This is a genomic window from Arcanobacterium hippocoleae, assembly GCF_040360365.1.
In the GTDB taxonomy this organism is placed as follows: Bacteria; Actinomycetota; Actinomycetes; order Actinomycetales; family Actinomycetaceae; genus Arcanobacterium_A; species Arcanobacterium_A hippocoleae_A.
In genome coordinates this window covers 327,207-342,108 of sequence record NZ_CP136412.1, presented here as the reverse complement: position 1 = coordinate 342,108, position 14,902 = coordinate 327,207, and the positions used below count along the sequence as shown (strand labels likewise).

Here is a 14,902-nt window from a genome sequence, read left to right as displayed (position 1 = left end):
CTGCGCAACACGCGAAGTTTTTAAAATCTCGGGTGTTGCGCTAAGCTAAACGAGTTATAAACTGATACTGCGAATGAAATTCGTGAATTTGCTGATATGTGGCGCTAATCGCGTCGTATGAGCTTGTTTCGAGACTTTTATTTGAAGTAAGGTTAATTTTCGGTGCGTTGTTACGTACCGCAGTTTTCAGTGTAAATGTGATTATGCATTTGCAACCGTATCGACAGAGATGAGCAGAACGTGGTTTACGCGATTGTTAAGGTAGGCGGACGCCAGGAAAAGGTTTCCGTCGACTCCGTCATCGTTGTGAATAAGATGGCAGGCGAAGCAGGCGATCAGGTCGAGCTAGAGCCAATCATGCTCGTCGACGGTGACAAGGTCACCACTGCCGCCGATGGTATTTCCGCTAAGGTCACCGCTGAGATTGTTCGCGATGAAAAAGGTCCGAAGATCAACATCGTAAAGTATAAGAACAAGACCGGCTACCGTAAGCGCCAGGGTCATCGCCAGAAGCTGACCCGTCTAAAGGTCACCGGCATTAAGTGATCTGGAATCCGTAAGGATTATCCGTTCAACGAGCTTCTAAGATATTTTCAAGAGAGCAGGTCAAGGAAAATGGCACATAAGAAGGGCGCCAGCTCCACCAGCAATGGTCGCGATTCTAATGCGCAGCGACTCGGTGTGAAACGCTTTGGCGGTCAGTTCGTAAACGCAGGCGAGATTCTCGTTCGTCAGCGCGGTACGCACTTCCATCCAGGCGAGAATGTGGGTCGCGGAAAAGACGATACCCTCTTTGCCCTCGCAGAAGGCACCGTAGAATTCGGTGTTCGGCGCGATCGCAAGGTTGTAAACATCGTACTGGCAGACGCATAAGCGAATATTCGCAAAGGTAAATGCTTCCGGGGTGGAGAGTGATACTCTCCACCCCGCAGTTTTACTAATGCTTCCGCTATTTTAAAATCGGTAAACAGCTGATTCTGATCAGGATTTAATTTTTATCTTCCTAATTGGGATATTTGCCGCAAAGTAAGTTTTATTTATCCAAAAGAGACGGTTATGGCAACTTTCGTAGATCGGGTAACGATTCATCTCCAAGCTGGAAACGGCGGAAATGGTGTAGCTTCGGTGCGCCGGGAGAAGTTTAAGCCGCTGGGCGGTCCGGATGGCGCGAATGGCGGTCATGGCGGCGATATTATTTTGCGCGTCGATGGTCAAGAAACTACTCTTTTACACCTGCATCATTCGCCGCATCTGCGTGCCGAAAACGGCGGTCAGGGAGCGGGAGATTTACGGCACGGCAAACGCGGCGAGAATCTTGTGGTGAGTGTGCCTTCTGGCACGGTAGTAAAAGATTTAACCGGCAACGTTGTGGCAGATTTAGTCGGTATCGGGGCAGAATATCTTGCAGCTGAAGGCGGTCAGGGCGGTCTTGGAAATGCTGCTCTCGCCACGCCGAAACGCCGCGCACCCGGGTTTGCACTCCTCGGAGACATTGGGGAACAGCGAGATTTGATTCTTGAACTTAAATCTGTGGCTGATGTGGCGCTCGTCGGATTTCCGTCGGCTGGTAAATCTTCTTTGATTGCGGCAATGAGTGCGGCTCGTCCGAAGATTGCCGATTATCCTTTACCACTCTCGTGCCGAATCTTGGTGTGGTAGAAGCGCAGCAGTTTCGTTTCACGATGGCTGATGTTCCAGGTTTGATTCCGGGAGCGTCGAAAGGAAAGGGGCTCGGTCTTGAATTCCTGCGCCATATTGAGCGCTGTGCAACTATTGTGCATGTGATTGATTGTGCTACTTTAGAACCTAATCGCGATCCGATCACTGATCTCGATACGATTGAAGCCGAGCTTGCTGCCTATGCGCAGCAGATTCCGCCAATCGAAGGGCAGATACCGTTGATGGAACGTCCGCGGGTGGTGGTCTTAAATAAAACTGATGTGCCGGAAGCGCTTGAGCTTGCACAATTTGTCGCTGCTGAGATCAAGACGCGGCGTCTTCCGGTATTCATCGTCTCAGCTGTAAGCCGCGAAGGGCTGCGCGAGTTTGCTTTCGGTCTGGGGAAAATCGTGCAAACAGTTCGCGAACGCGAAGAGGTACTTTTAAAGGATCGCAGCGGAAGATTATTCGTCCGCTTGATCTTCGTGATTCGGGTGCATTTACGGTTACCAGACGGCAGCGCGGCGGAGAATTTTTCTTCCAGATTCGTGGGGTGAAAGCTGAACGCTGGGTGCGGCAGACTGATTTCGCAAATGACGAGGCTGTCGGATATCTTGCAGATAAGCTGAATAGCCTTGGAATTGAAAAAGAGCTTTTGAAATCCGGCGCCCGCGCCGGAGATATGGTTGTGATTGGTCCGGAAGACGGCGGGATGATTTTTGATTGGGAGCCGGCTATGGCTGCCGGTGCTGAATTACTTGGTCCGCGCGGAAGTGATTTGCGGATTAATCAGCCGTCGCGTTCTACACGCAAGGAACGAAAAGCTGCATACCATGAAACTATGGATGCGAAAGAAGCGGCGCGGCAGGAGCTTTGGCAAGAGCGTGAAGCAGGGCATTGGGTGGATCCGCAGAATTAATTGCAAATCGGCAGATTCGGCTGTGGAAGTTATTACAGCAATTATCGCGGCTGGGAAATTCTGCACCGAAAATCAGCTTCCGCAGCAGCCGTGCAAACTTCAATATCTGAAGTAATACTTACTGTTTCTTTACTTATTGCACTAGTGAAATGCGGAATTTACGCGAAAACAAGTATCGAAATATAAAGTATTTGCCCTTTTCTCCGTTTTGCATCCGAATCTGTCTTGACATACGGTTAATACCAAGTTTAGTGGTTTGCGGCTAATAATACGTAGGTGAGCGAAGGGAACAGCTGTTATGGTGATTGAAATTGCGGCATCGTATAAAGCTTTAACCAATTCTGGTCCGTTTGATTTTGATGATTCCGTGCAGCTGCCAGATGTCTATACAACGGCTTCACTTGGTTTTAATCTCACCGGTTTAGGTGCACGCGGAATGGAAGTTCCGGGAGAGTATGGTCCGGAAATTGCAGTCAGTACGTTAAATTTTCCGCTGCTGCTTGCATCAGTAAATGCCGCATTCCACGGCGGGATTGATTTTATCCAGCTGAATCGCAATTTTCAGCTGCATGGAGGAGAATCATCTGCTTTGCGTTATCATTCGGCTTTGCTTGACGGAGTGCGGACTGCAGCGAAGATTGCGGATGTGATTAGCGGCGGCGGTCTGAATATTGAGATTCCATTCGATGAAGAGATTGGATTGCCGGCTGTTTCAGGGTTTTTACGCAATTATAAAGGGCGGAAATCTGTTTCTGTGGCAGTTAAAAAATCTGAAGATTTCCGGCTGCTTGAAAAATTTTCGGCGGCTGCAGCAGCGAACAATTTAAATGTAGTGGCGCTTTGTACAAATCCGGATTTGTTATCTGATAATGCTGTCCGACTTGCGGAACTTGTTGATGCGGTGCAGCTTCGTTCCGGGAATATTGAGCAGGCGCGCCGACTGCGATTTTTGTTTCACGAATTAAGCGAAAAAACAGGCCGAAATGTGAAGTTGATTATTGAGCTGGGCATCGTGATTTCAGCGACATTACAGTCCGCGAATGAACGTGCTGCACTTATTTCCGAGCTTTCGCATCGGCAAATTTTCGACGGCATGCCGCATGCCGTCGGGACCGTGTACGATGTGGCTGATTGTGTTGAAAAATGGATTGGCATGGGAGGTGCCGACGGCATTCTTTTTACTCCAGCTTCGCTGCCAACGGATTTAGCTTCGGTGCTGAAAGGAGTAGTTCCGCTGCTCAATGAACGTGCCAAGAGTGCGTGATTTGTTCATTTTGCTTAACCGAAGTTGATGTGAATTAATTTTCTTGCAGCAGAAAATAAGCGGGGCAGGTCAGAAAAAATTCGCTAACCTGCCCCGAAGCTTTATCTATACAGATTATTTTTCCTGTTTTGCAGCTTCTGCGCGCACCTGATCCATATCAATCTCCTGTGATTGTTTGATGAGATCTTCGAGAGCATTCTTATCAAGCGCACCCGCACCTTCAAAAAGCTTAATTCCGTCGCGGAAAATCATCAGGGTTGGGATTGACATGATTCCGTGGTCCTGCGCTAATCTTGCCTGAGATTCTGTGTTTACTTTTCCAAAGGTAATATCTGGGTGGCGCTCAGACGCATCTTCAAATACTGGGCTGAACATCCGGCACGGACCGCACCATGCTGCCCAGAAGTCAAGCAATACAGTGCCTTCGCTAATTGTTTCTGCAAAGTTTTCCCTGGTGATTTCAATAGTTGCCATTAGGAGGGGTCCTTTCAATAATATTTCCTTGCTGTGACTTAAACGTAGCAACCCTTTTCACTATTCCAGGTATGGTTGAGCTGATAACGAAATTTATTTTTGTAACACATATATATTGCGGATTATATTTTCGTCAGCGTCCAGAGTCGGTACGATAGGCGCATAGCTACAGTGTTTATTACAGTTTATTTGCTGTATTGTGACCGATTTTCTGCTGAACGGCAAGTACGATTCGCATCCGGATATCGGCGGATACAGCTGGTTAGATATATAAAGGTGAATATGGCAAGCACACAATCAACCAAGCACGATTCCCAGCATCGCCGGATTGGAATTATGGGCGGCACTTTCGATCCAATACATCACGGTCATTTGGTAGCTGCATCTGAAGTTCAGGCTCATTTCAATCTTGATGAAGTAATCTTCGTGCCGACTGCAACACAGCCTTTTAAGAAAGGAAGACGTGTATCTTTCGCGGAACACCGCTATCTGATGACGGTTATTGCGACAGCGAATAATCCGCGTTTTTCAGTCTCGCGTGTTGATATTGATCGCGGCGGAATTACTTACACTATTGATACGCTGCGTGATTTACATCAGCAATATCCGAACGCGGAATTATTTTTCATCACTGGTGCTGATGTGCTCCCGCAGATTCTTTCCTGGAAAGAGCACGATGAACTTTGGAATCTTGCGCATTTCGTCGGAGTTAATCGTCCTGATCATCAACTTGATACAACCGGTCTGCCAACTGAAAAATTTATCGTGATTGAGGTGCCGGCAATGGCGATTTCATCTACCGATATTCGGCAGCGTGCGCAAAGCGAACGGCCAGTGTGGTATCTCGTACCTGATGGCGTGGTGCAATACATTAATAAATATAATCTTTACAACTCTGACCAGAGCAAGAGTGTATCAATCGCACCTGACTCTGATTAATCGGGTACTGCTTAATCTGGTGCTACGAAAAATTTGTGAAATCAGGTTAATATTGCATAAATCGGTCTGAATTCAGGTTTGGGAAGTTCATCTGCGGCAGATATTCCGCGTGTATTTTTCAAGTGCAAAAGTGCCGACGGCGCTGTGATCCCATTTCCGGCTGGTTTTAGTTTCGATTACTGTGCCTGAATACGGTAGAATGGTGCACATCTGTCCGTCTTGGAAGGAATTGTAATGAGTGAAACCCCGCGCCTGACACGTAGACAACTGCGCGAGATGGGAAAGCTGGTCGCAAAGCCTGAAGATGCACCAGCGCTCACCGACACCCAAGAACTTCGGCTGCGCCGTCCTTCGCGAAAAGAATTACGCGAGGCGGAGCGAGTTGAACGCGAGCGTAATGAAGCGCTTATTCTTCAGGGTGCTGCAGAAAAGGAAGCCCGTGAAAACGGGGAATTGCCGCAGGTACCGGAAAATCTGATGAAAAGCCGGAGCGTAAATCAGTATTTGATCGTTTCGAGTCTGAATTTGATTCGGAAACAGATAAAGATACTGGAGCTGATACTGCTGCGGGAAATTCTGGATTAAGATTTTCCTATTCAAAGCACTCAGATTTGAAACAGCCGGAAAATATTGCAGCTGCAGATAGTGCAGTGCGCGATACCGGAAACCACTTAGCTTCTGCTGCGAATCCGCATTCGCATTCGGCTCGGCAAAGTGAAACAGATATATCTGCAAAAAGCGGTGAAGCTAATTCTAATCTGCATGCGATAAATGAAAGTTCAGCAGAAGCACTTGAGCAAGGATCATTGCGCGAACAGTTATTTGCACGGATGCGTTATTCAGAAAAACGCGATTCAGCTGCCGGCGCATTGGGGCAGAGCACTGTTGAAACAGACTCCGCAGCGCTGCAGGCAGATACAAATAAAGAAATCACAGCTGCTGCTAATCTGAGTGCAGGCACTGCAAACCATGCTGCAGAGGAGTTTAGTGCGAACTCAGCTGATATCGCGGAAAAAACATTTCGAATAAATCTGCAGAAGCAGAATCAAATCTGATTAGCCGTACAGCCGGAACATTGCATGCGGAGGATTTTCCGCAAACCGCACCGCAGACGGAAGCAGCTCTTGAGGCAGAGATTGTTAATGATACAAAGGTTGCCGAGACTGAAGTTAATGCTGAGCGCGCCGGAAACTCGAAGCGCTCTTGGTTTATTTTCTTAATTCTCGCAATTATTTTTGCCCTGATTGGATATCTGATTGGCTCATGGCTTAATTCAACTTTTTCGCGGCAGGTATTGATTCTGTGCATTTTGCGATTGCAAGCAGTGTGATTTTGTATTAAACGGATTACAGCCGATATTGAATATATGCTCAGTATCTGCCGCGGAACATGATAACGTTGCAGTGCGGCCGAAGCAGCCGCAGGTTTATCAATTCAAATAATCAATGATGGAAGGTTTTCAGTGAGCGCAACTCGCACCGCAATTGAGATCACAATCACCGCAGCCCGAGCTGCTTCCGAGATGAAAGCAACTTCGATTACTGCGATAGATGTTTCGGAACGGCTTGTGCTTACAGATACGTTCCTGGTACTTTCAGGTTCCAGTGAACGGCAGGTGCGGGCAATTGTTGATGCCGTCGAAGAAGCAGTAGAAAAGAGCGGGCAGAAACGAATCCGTCGTGAAGGGCTTGAAGGCGAGGCGCATTGGGTGCTCCTTGACTTTGGTGATTTGATGGTGCATGTGCAGCAAGATGAAGACCGTGAATATTATGCGCTCGAAAAACTTTGGGGAGATTGTCCGATAATTCCGCTTCCGGACGATATCACTGCTGATCCGGAATATAAAGAATCTGCGCTGAGCTCTTATTTCGACTTTTCAGATCTTGGAAATAGCTGAGAATTTTTCACCTGCACATCTGCGCAGCGGCGGCAAAATTACGGATAAGAGGAGAGAAAATAGAATGTCGGTGAAGAATATCGTATTTTGGCGGCACGGGCAGACGGATCAAAATCTTGCCGCACGGATTCAAGGTTCGACGGATAATCCATTGAATCAGACTGGGATTGCGCAAGCCAGACGGGTCGCGCCGGAATTGATGAAACTTGGAATTACGAAAGTTATTTGTTCGGATTTAATCCGCGCCCGGCAGACTGCGCAAACTTTTTAGATTTGTCTGGGCTGGAAATGCGGATTGATTCGCGGCTGCGTGAACGTTCGTACGGCCTTTGGGAAAATAAAACAGCTGCCGAGATTCAAGCTGGATGGCCTGCAGAATATCAACAATGGCGGGAAGGCAGTTCTCCGGAAAATATCGGCGTGGAGCGGCGCTCGTTAGTTGCCAGGCGGGTAATCGAATGCGTGAATGAAGCGGCTGCGCAAAGCTGTGCGGACGACGTAATACTTTTTGTGGCCCATGGCGGTTCAATCGTTAATGGAGTCATGGGTTTGCTGGAGATGAATCCTGACGAGTGGACAGGTTTGCAAGGATTAGATAATTGCCACTGGGCACTGCTGCAGCCTCGTCCGGAACAGCGTCCAGGGTGGCGGATTCGTTCTTATAATCGAATTAACGGCGATGTTGACTCGTTATCGCATGTATGGCGCTAATTATCACTGATAATCGTGTTCGCAATCGATTAGCTGATGCGCCGAGTTTTGTAATTCGAGATAAATTGCGGAGAAAACATTGATTATTATGCGGTTATAGAATTAAATATAGACATGGGTGCTATGATTTCAATTCGCAGCTAGTTCATTCCAATGGAGGAATGCGGATTTATTCTTCATCAGAGCCGATTATTCTAGTGTTTCACTAACTGTTAATTTCAAGTTAATTTTTTCCTTTAACCTAGATAGCGGTAGCCCCATTGTGACATTGGAACTATCGGAAGGAATAAGATGAAAAAACGTATTGCGGCTCTCGCAGCGCTCGCACCGCTGGCATTTGTCTCGATTGAGCCGCTTGCTTTTGCCGCACCGGCTGGAGACAACGTTGTAATCAACGAAGTCTATGTTCATGGTGTAAGTAAAGGCAATCAATTTTTAGATTATGTTGAGCTGTTTAATCCGACGGATAAAGATATTAAGCTCGACGGCTGGTCACTGCAGTATTTCTCTGCGAAAGGGAAAAAGGGGAGCGGAAACACTCCGCTTTCTGGTGTGATTCAGGCCGGCGGTTACTTCTTAGTTACCGGGCAGGAAAAAGGCGCAGACACGAGTGTGCCTGGATTTACCGCACTCAATGCGGACGCGACTGGCGGCTTTAATATGAGCGGCAGCAATGGGTCGATTGTGCTTTTTAATGTTGCGAAGCAGCAGACATTACAGAATCCGGTTAATACCGCTGATCTCAAAACAGTAGTTGATGCGTTTGGGTGGGGGACTGCAGGTATTGCCGAAACCAAGGCGGCAACGAAAAAGGCTTCTTCGGCAAAATCTTTTAATCGCGCTGAAAACGGGAAGGACACCAATAATAACGACGCTGATTTTTCGATAGCAGTGCCGTCGCCGACCAATAGCGGAAAAAATACGGCAGGCAGCACTCCGGCAGCGGATGAAATTAAACCGGAAAATCCAAAACCAGCTTCTCCGGAGCCAGATTCTCCAGAAACTTCTACAGCTGCGGTGCAGGAAGCTGCAATTAAAGATATTCAGGGAACAGGAGCAGTATCGCCGCTTGTCGGGAAGAAAGTGAAGACTTTCGGTATTGTTACCGCTGCATATCCAACCGGCGGTTTCAATGGCGTTTATATTCAGACACCGAATACGCAGGCAGCTATTCCGGAAGCTTCTGAAGGTCTGTTTATTTATGGGCCGAAGATGGCTCAGCAAGTACAGATTGGTGATTATGTGCAAGTTACCGGCACAGTAAAAGAATATGCGCCGAATAAGAATCTTGCCGATCAGACCATTACGCAGATTACTGATCCGGAATGGAAAATTCTTGATAAGGGTGACAAAAAGTTATTCCGCTTACACTGCAGCAGGTTCCAGCAGGCGATACCGCTCGTGAAAAGCTTGAGGGGATGCTTGTTAAAATTACCGGCGACTATACCGTCACCAATAACTATGCAACAAACCGCTATGGTCAGGTTGGTCTTGCCGCAGGAAAGAAGCCGTTAATCCAGCCTTCTGAGGTTGTAAACCCGACTGCTGATCCTGAAAAGGCAGCAAAGATTGCAGCTGAGAATGAGGCAAAACTTATTACTCTCGACGATGGGGTATCGCGTGATTTGACTAATCCGAAATACCAGAATATTCCGGTGCCGTACCTTGATGTAAAAATCCGATTCGTGTTGGGGCGCAGGTAAAAATTAATTATCCAGTGATTATCGAACATCGTTTTCAATGGAATCTGCAGCCAACCGCACCGGTAGTTGCTGCAGCTGAGAAAGGCAAAGCTGCTTATAACCGCTCGCTGGAGTATATTACGCTGGAAAACAATCAGCGTCCGGAAGCTCCGGGTAAGCTTGGCGGCGAACTTAGCTTGGCGAGCTTTAATGTTTTGAACTACTTCACTGATCTTGGTGCAGATGAAGCTAAATGTAAATTCTATAAAGACCGCGAAGGCAACGGGGTTACTGCGAATAACTGCAAGGTGCGCGGTGCATATTCAGCAGCTGCTTTTGAACGTCAGGAAGGGAAGATTGTAGCTGCAATTAATGCGCTTGATGCTTCGGTGCTGGGGCTTGAAGAAATCGAGAATTCTGCGGGGTTCGGGCATGATCGCGATGCTTCGCTGCAGCAGCTTGTGACAGCGCTGAATAAAGATGCCGGCTTTGCGAAGTGGGCTGCGGCGCCATCTCCGAAAGTAACTCCGAAAAATGAAGATGTTATTCGGCTCGCGTTCATCTATCAGCCGGCACTGCTTGAACTGGCAGGCACTTCACAGATTCTTGATAATGACTGGTTTACGAAAACGGCTCGGCAGCCTCTCGCCCAGAAGTTCCGGGTAAAAGGGGCAGCCGAGGGGAATAAAGAGTTTGTTGTAATCGTGAATCATCTAAAGTCCAAGGGCTCGCTTTCGAAAAAGATTCCGCAAGATACTGACGAATATCAAGGTAACAACAATAAGCTGCGAACTGAGCAGGTGAAAGCACTTACGGCCTGGGCTGCGGAGAAGTTTGCAGACGATGCAGTCTTTATTATCGGCGATTTAAATTCTTATTCGCAGGAAGATTCCGTAATCGAACTTGAAAAAGCTGGTTATACTAATTTAGCTGCAAAGTTTGGACCGCTTGCTCCGTCATATCAATTTGATGGTCTGGTGGGTTCGCTTGACCATGCCTTGGCAAATGCAAAAGCTGCTGCATTGACAACTGGGGCGCAAGTTTGGGGCGTGAATGCGATGGAACCGATTGCCTTCGAATACTCTCGCTACAACTACAACATTTCCTATGAGCAGCTGTTTGATAATACTGCGTTCCGTTCATCGGATCATGACCCAATCAAGGTTGGATTTAAATTCAGCTCCGCAGATCTAAAGCCGGATATGCCAACGCCGGATGTGCCGGGGGCTGATAAGCCGGATATGCCAACGCCGGATGTGCCGGGGGCTGATAAGCCGGATATGCCGAAGCCAGGTTCGGATCCGGTTCCGAATATTCCAGCAAATCCGCCAACGCCGACACTCAATTCTGATACACAGCGTGATGAAAATGCTGCCAAGCCGAACAGCGGCAGCGTAAATAAATCTCGTCTTGCACAAACCGGCGCAGGAGTGCTGGGCATGATTTTCGCTGCTGCAATGCTGGGTACAGCCGGGATAATGCTGGCGAATCGCCGTCGTGAAAAATAATCTGATTCGAAATTTGCAAAGTTCACAGATACTGCAAACTCGCGACGATACATAAAAATCAGCAAAAGCGGGATGGATGCTTTAAATCAGCTGCCCATCCCGCTTCCTGTTTCTTATTTTCTTATTAGAATAGAAAATTATGTTCACAGCGACGGGTTGATTACGGGAAGAGTTTTCCTGGTACGCGCGTATGCCACCCGTGATTCTCGATTTTTTGCCCAAGGTACCGCGATCTCGTGCATTAATTGCGGAATCGGGTTGTGCGGATCGGAATTTGTGAGCTTTTCTGCAAGGTCGCTGATTTGCGGCGAGTCAAGCTGCTGGTGCAGCTTTGCTTTTCCGACGATTTCACGGATTTGCATTCTAATCCCTACCAGCGCCGGGAGAGCATGATTTAACCGCTCATAATTTGAGTGGGATTCTGCACGCCACACTGGTTCAAAATGGTGCACGAAGCGTGAAAGGTGCGCTAATTTCCAGTCAGAATCGTGAATTGCTTCGAAAGAACCGCGAATATGCACGGTTAGATAATTCCACGTTGGTGCCTGCGGGAGCCGATCAAATTCGCGTTCTGCAGGCAGAAAATGCCCCGGCACATGTTGGTCTGCAATATTTACCACAAGCAGCGCTTCGCTTTCTCCTGCACCGCGCCATTGCGGATTTACTTGGGAAAGGTGAGTTTCAAGATGAAATGCCGCGGTATTGTTATTAGCTGTTTGCGCGGCAATATCCGTACGGTTATTTCTGCCGTCGTTCATAATATCGTTTGGGCCGTCGGAATTTTTGACGATAATAAACGGCACATGGGTGGATTGAATCTTTCCCTCGTAGATTGAGATTAGCTCGCCATTGCCGTTGCGGCGGGCAAACTCAAGCGCCTCAGCTTCTGGAATCCGGTGTTGATTAGCTACGTACATGCCTAAAGTCTACGTAAACAGTTATTGCTGCTGTCAATTAGGGAATGTGTGAGTTCAGAAGCTGCGCAGCAGCTGGTAATTTTCTAAACCTGTGATACTGCAGTTTTGCAGTAATTAGCTGTAATTAAACCGCCAAGGGCAGTATTAAGGCGAATTCCCGCGATTTTTACTGGGGAAAGTGTTTTTGCAGTGATGTTTTTCTAATTCCAAAAGCTGCAGTTTAATCTCTGATCCGCCGCGGTAGTTTCCGAGAGTTCCATTGGCGTGAATCACGCGGTGGCAGGGAAGAAGAATTGGAAGCGGATTTGCAGCGCAGGCTGTACCGGCTGCACGTGATGCGCGGCTGTTTCCGGCGATACGTGCAAGTTCGGTGTAAGAAATTGTTTTGCCGTAGGGGATATTTGCTAATGCTATCTGGGCGCGGTGAATAAAAGAATCCGGATGAATTGCGAGCGGAAGTGAAAATTTTTTCCGCTGACCGGTAAAATATTCATGAATTTGTATCCGGCATTCTTTCAATAACGGGGTGTCGCGATAAGTAGCTGTGAAAAAGTTGGAATTTGGGAGATTGATAGATACAATCGCGCAATATGTCGCTAAAATATTTAATGTGCCGATCGGTGTTTTGACAGTACGTGAAAATAACTCCGGCATATGATTGAGTGTATGTTTTGTGATGCAGCGCTGCAAATTAAGCTGTTTGTTTTGCGCTGGATACAAAACTGGTGAAGATCAAAATTGGCAAAATTCGAAACTCGCAAAGGAATAAAATGCTTGTTACTACTACAAATAGCGTCGAGGGCACCAAATTACCGGATATTACGGGATTGTGAATGGTGAAACAATTGCCGGGATAAATATTCTAAAAGATATTGGGGCCGGTTTTCGAAATATTTTTGGCGGCCGTTCGCAAGGATATGAAGAGGAACTGGTTCAAGCGCGTGATTTTGCGATGCAGGAAATGGTTGCACGGGCAGAGCAGATGGGTGCCCATGCGGTAATTGGCTTCCGGTTTGACTATGAGTCCCTCGGGCAGGGGAATATGCTGATGGTAGTGGCGACGGGAACGGCTGTTACTTTGAACTGATTGCACATTGCATCGCCGCAGAAATATGGCGATATGGCCGGTCGAGTTTTATACCTGAAACAGATTGGAAGCTGCACAGGGGTTCAATTTGTTTTGATGTGAAAATCACGATAAATATTTCCGGCGTGCATTTTTTAATGTGTGATTGTTTTAACAACGCGGAATGAAGATTCTTGATTCCGCTGTTAACTCGAAACTCATGTATCGCGAGTGTGTGAATTTCGTGCTGGTTGTTGTGTTTTACTGCATGGATACCTGGATACCGCCCGTATTGCAAAGTGTTATTTCGTCTTTTGCGATTAATGGCTGATGCAGTGAATCTAACGGGTTTTTATTAAGTTTTTTGCGTTTCCGGAGAACTTTTTCTGGAACGATTACAAAATGCGAGAAATAATACTTCCAATTTTTCAACGTAAGCGATAAGTTACTTAGGGAACCTAATTTTGGTTTTCTGAAGCAGTTTGAGTGATGTAATCACGCTTACTTTGATTCGATTCCAATATTTAAACTATTGCAAAGAAAGAAACAAATTCAGTGACTTCAACTTCTTTTCTTCGCGGCAAGTTAAGCCGATGCTCATTGGCAATGTTAACGGCATTTGGATTTGTCGTAGCTAATGCTAATACTGCGGCAGCAGATTCACCTGTACCGGATACAAATTCCGGTACGAATGTTGATGTTGCATCACTTCCGGTGAAAGGCGGCCAGCTGAACTGGTCACTGCGCAGATCATTCACCAAATATGCGGGAGGATCACGAGGATTTATCGACGGCGCCACTGAGAGCGCTCCAGATAAAGGATATCGTTTTCCGCTAACATCAGTTAAGACTGAAGCTGGGAGAACCGTAGCTTCATACCGCGGCGGAACAAAGTTTCGTGCGCACTGCAGCGGAGACTCAGAAGAATCTTGTATCTTGAAAACTGATATGTGGAATCTGAGTGTAGTAATCAATGCAGGTAACGGTCTCGCAGATCAAAACTGTAAGCATCAAAAGTTTGATAAAGACACGCAGAAGTGGTCCACTATTGACGAACCAAACTGTGCGTACATCCAAGGCGAATTTATCTCTGGAATGGGCGCGCCGCCTTACACTCCATTTGCTTCCCAGAATCGTCCGGAAACGTCGCTGGTAAATAATTGGGCGCCGGAAGGCAAGCTGGTTTCAAAAGGCGCCGAACCTCTTGTCCGGCTCGATTTATCCGGAATTAAACCAGAAAAAGCAGCAGACGGTACCGTCGTTTATCGTGATGTTCCAACCTATCTTCTCGAAGGCGGGAATGCGATGATGGGCTGGCAGTATGGGTATGATCAGCCCATGGAGAAAGTCACTTTCTCATATAATCCTGGCGGGGTTGTTGAAAAAGAAGCAGATCTTTCCGCAAAGGATAAAAAGTTCGCATCGGCTGAGTCATATTCAGGTAAAGCTCCCTTGGCGATGACGAAGATACTGCCGCGGAGAATCGGACAAATCGGATCAGACATTATTGTCGCTGCACCTTATGAAGGCTTCACACTGCTTGACACTGAACTTCGCGAACGCGGCGCAAAGCCGAAACACGCGGCGCTGCTTTCATATAATCCGGTATTCACCGTTGCCGAAGGGTATGTTTACTATGCGAAAGCAGGTAAACAGCCGAAAAACAATGATCCAGTGTATGATTTCACGAAAGCATCCGGTTCTGATGTTTATCGTGTATCGGTAGATGCTGCAGGCTTCGGTGCAGAAGAGCTGGTAAAGAAAGTCCCGGGGTAATTACCGGTCTTTCGTATAACCCGAAAACGAAACTGGTAGGTGTAGTTTCGGTCGAAAAAGCCGCCAAGAATGATAAAGACGGTCAAAAGA

At 47.3% G+C, this 14,902-nt stretch carries 18 protein-coding genes and 1 pseudogene; 16 read left to right on the top strand and 3 right to left on the bottom strand.

The genetic code is table 11. The features are described 5' to 3' along the window. Window positions 1-240 precede the first annotated feature (240 nt). The 4 genes and pseudogenes from rplU (at window position 241) to RQN30_RS01710 (ending at window position 3,842) form a co-directional block, all read left to right on the top strand. A complete protein-coding gene (gene rplU, locus RQN30_RS01725; protein WP_353060995.1) occupies window positions 241-546 on the top strand; it encodes a 50S ribosomal protein L21 in 306 nt (101 codons plus the stop codon). Window positions 547-615: 69 nt separating this feature from the next. Next, the gene (gene rpmA, locus RQN30_RS01720; protein WP_353060994.1) at window positions 616-873 is read left to right on the top strand and encodes a 50S ribosomal protein L27; all 258 of its coding nucleotides are present in this window, start codon (window positions 616-618) and stop codon (window positions 871-873) included. Window positions 874-1,056: 183 nt separating this feature from the next. Next, a pseudogene (obgE, locus tag RQN30_RS01715) lies at window positions 1,057-2,578 on the top strand (GTPase ObgE). A 298-nt stretch (window positions 2,579-2,876) separates the two neighbouring features. Further along, on the top strand, window positions 2,877-3,842 hold the full coding sequence (locus RQN30_RS01710; RefSeq protein WP_353060993.1) for a hypothetical protein: 966 nt from the start codon (window positions 2,877-2,879) through the stop codon (window positions 3,840-3,842). A 114-nt stretch (window positions 3,843-3,956) separates the two neighbouring features. Here the strand turns inward: RQN30_RS01710 and trxA are convergent, their stop codons facing one another. Beyond that, window positions 3,957-4,316 carry a thioredoxin gene (gene trxA / locus RQN30_RS01705; protein ID WP_353060992.1) on the bottom strand — a complete coding sequence of 120 codons (360 nt, stop codon included), beginning with the start codon at window positions 4,314-4,316 and terminating at the stop codon, window positions 3,957-3,959. Between the two features lie 282 nt (window positions 4,317-4,598). Between trxA and nadD the strand changes: the two genes are divergently transcribed. The 10 genes from nadD to RQN30_RS01655 all read left to right on the top strand — a co-directional run bounded on the left by nadD (window position 4,599) and on the right by RQN30_RS01655 (window position 11,053). Continuing rightward, a complete protein-coding gene (gene nadD / locus RQN30_RS01700) occupies window positions 4,599-5,255 on the top strand; it encodes a nicotinate-nucleotide adenylyltransferase (protein ID WP_353060991.1) in 657 nt (218 codons plus the stop codon). Between the two features lie 234 nt (window positions 5,256-5,489). After that, on the top strand, window positions 5,490-5,840 hold the full coding sequence (locus RQN30_RS01695; RefSeq protein WP_353060990.1) for a hypothetical protein: 351 nt from the start codon (window positions 5,490-5,492) through the stop codon (window positions 5,838-5,840). A gap of 26 nt (window positions 5,841-5,866) precedes the next feature. Further along, window positions 5,867-6,310 (top strand): hypothetical protein, encoded by a 444-nt coding sequence (locus tag RQN30_RS01690; protein ID WP_353060989.1) that lies wholly within the window; start codon window positions 5,867-5,869, stop codon window positions 6,308-6,310. Window positions 6,311-6,330: 20 nt separating this feature from the next. Next, window positions 6,331-6,585: a hypothetical protein gene (locus RQN30_RS01685; RefSeq protein ID WP_353060988.1), complete on the top strand. Its 255-nt coding sequence runs from the start codon at window positions 6,331-6,333 to the stop codon at window positions 6,583-6,585. A 132-nt stretch (window positions 6,586-6,717) separates the two neighbouring features. After that, window positions 6,718-7,152: a ribosome silencing factor gene (gene rsfS / locus RQN30_RS01680; protein WP_353060987.1), complete on the top strand. Its 435-nt coding sequence runs from the start codon at window positions 6,718-6,720 to the stop codon at window positions 7,150-7,152. A 64-nt stretch (window positions 7,153-7,216) separates the two neighbouring features. Then, a complete protein-coding gene (locus RQN30_RS01675; protein ID WP_353060986.1) occupies window positions 7,217-7,423 on the top strand; it encodes a histidine phosphatase family protein in 207 nt (68 codons plus the stop codon). Beyond that, window positions 7,378-7,863, top strand: a complete 486-nt coding sequence (locus tag RQN30_RS01670; protein ID WP_353060985.1) for a histidine phosphatase family protein — start codon at window positions 7,378-7,380, stop codon at window positions 7,861-7,863. The genes RQN30_RS01675 and RQN30_RS01670 overlap by 46 nt, the downstream gene beginning before the upstream one ends. Window positions 7,864-8,154: 291 nt before the next feature. Continuing rightward, entirely contained in the window at window positions 8,155-9,378 is a 1,224-nt protein-coding gene (locus RQN30_RS01665) for a lamin tail domain-containing protein (RefSeq protein WP_353060984.1), read from the top strand. Further along, window positions 9,282-9,566 (top strand): hypothetical protein, encoded by a 285-nt coding sequence (locus RQN30_RS01660; protein ID WP_353060983.1) that lies wholly within the window; start codon window positions 9,282-9,284, stop codon window positions 9,564-9,566. Before RQN30_RS01665 ends, RQN30_RS01660 begins: the two co-directional genes overlap by 97 nt. 14 nt (window positions 9,567-9,580) lie before the next feature. Next, entirely contained in the window at window positions 9,581-11,053 is a 1,473-nt protein-coding gene (locus RQN30_RS01655; RefSeq protein ID WP_353060982.1) for an ExeM/NucH family extracellular endonuclease, read from the top strand. Window positions 11,054-11,196: 143 nt separating this feature from the next. On the opposite strand, the gene RQN30_RS01650 is transcribed toward RQN30_RS01655, so the two are convergent. Both RQN30_RS01650 and RQN30_RS01645 read right to left on the bottom strand, forming a co-directional pair. Beyond that, window positions 11,197-11,970, bottom strand: coding sequence for an FMN-binding negative transcriptional regulator (locus RQN30_RS01650; protein WP_353060981.1), 774 nt, complete (start codon window positions 11,968-11,970; stop codon window positions 11,197-11,199). A gap of 144 nt (window positions 11,971-12,114) precedes the next feature. After that, window positions 12,115-12,624: a methylated-DNA--[protein]-cysteine S-methyltransferase gene (locus RQN30_RS01645; protein WP_353060980.1), complete on the bottom strand. Its 510-nt coding sequence runs from the start codon at window positions 12,622-12,624 to the stop codon at window positions 12,115-12,117. Between the two features lie 175 nt (window positions 12,625-12,799). Between RQN30_RS01645 and RQN30_RS01640 the strand changes: the two genes are divergently transcribed. Both RQN30_RS01640 and RQN30_RS01635 read left to right on the top strand, forming a co-directional pair. Further along, on the top strand, window positions 12,800-13,057 hold the full coding sequence (locus tag RQN30_RS01640) for a YbjQ family protein (RefSeq protein WP_353060979.1): 258 nt from the start codon (window positions 12,800-12,802) through the stop codon (window positions 13,055-13,057). A gap of 585 nt (window positions 13,058-13,642) precedes the next feature. Beyond that, the gene (locus RQN30_RS01635; RefSeq protein ID WP_353061738.1) at window positions 13,643-14,812 is read left to right on the top strand and encodes an HtaA domain-containing protein; all 1,170 of its coding nucleotides are present in this window, start codon (window positions 13,643-13,645) and stop codon (window positions 14,810-14,812) included. The last annotated feature ends 90 nt before the right edge of the window (window positions 14,813-14,902 follow it).

Coding starts and splice junctions, on each gene's coding strand:
- RQN30_RS01695 (WP_353060990.1), top strand. CDS start 5,490: ATGAGTGAAACCCCGCGCCTGACACGTAGACAACTGCGCGAGATGGGA.
- RQN30_RS01710 (WP_353060993.1), top strand. CDS start 2,877: ATGGTGATTGAAATTGCGGCATCGTATAAAGCTTTAACCAATTCTGGT.
- RQN30_RS01675 (WP_353060986.1), top strand. CDS start 7,217: ATGTCGGTGAAGAATATCGTATTTTGGCGGCACGGGCAGACGGATCAA.
- trxA (WP_353060992.1), bottom strand. CDS start 4,316: ATGGCAACTATTGAAATCACCAGGGAAAACTTTGCAGAAACAATTAGC.
- rpmA (WP_353060994.1), top strand. CDS start 616: ATGGCACATAAGAAGGGCGCCAGCTCCACCAGCAATGGTCGCGATTCT.
- RQN30_RS01645 (WP_353060980.1), bottom strand. CDS start 12,624: ATGCCGGAGTTATTTTCACGTACTGTCAAAACACCGATCGGCACATTA.
- RQN30_RS01650 (WP_353060981.1), bottom strand. CDS start 11,970: ATGTACGTAGCTAATCAACACCGGATTCCAGAAGCTGAGGCGCTTGAG.
- nadD (WP_353060991.1), top strand. CDS start 4,599: ATGGCAAGCACACAATCAACCAAGCACGATTCCCAGCATCGCCGGATT.
- RQN30_RS01660 (WP_353060983.1), top strand. CDS start 9,282: ATGCTTGTTAAAATTACCGGCGACTATACCGTCACCAATAACTATGCA.
- RQN30_RS01665 (WP_353060984.1), top strand. CDS start 8,155: ATGAAAAAACGTATTGCGGCTCTCGCAGCGCTCGCACCGCTGGCATTT.
- RQN30_RS01635 (WP_353061738.1), top strand. CDS start 13,643: ATGTTAACGGCATTTGGATTTGTCGTAGCTAATGCTAATACTGCGGCA.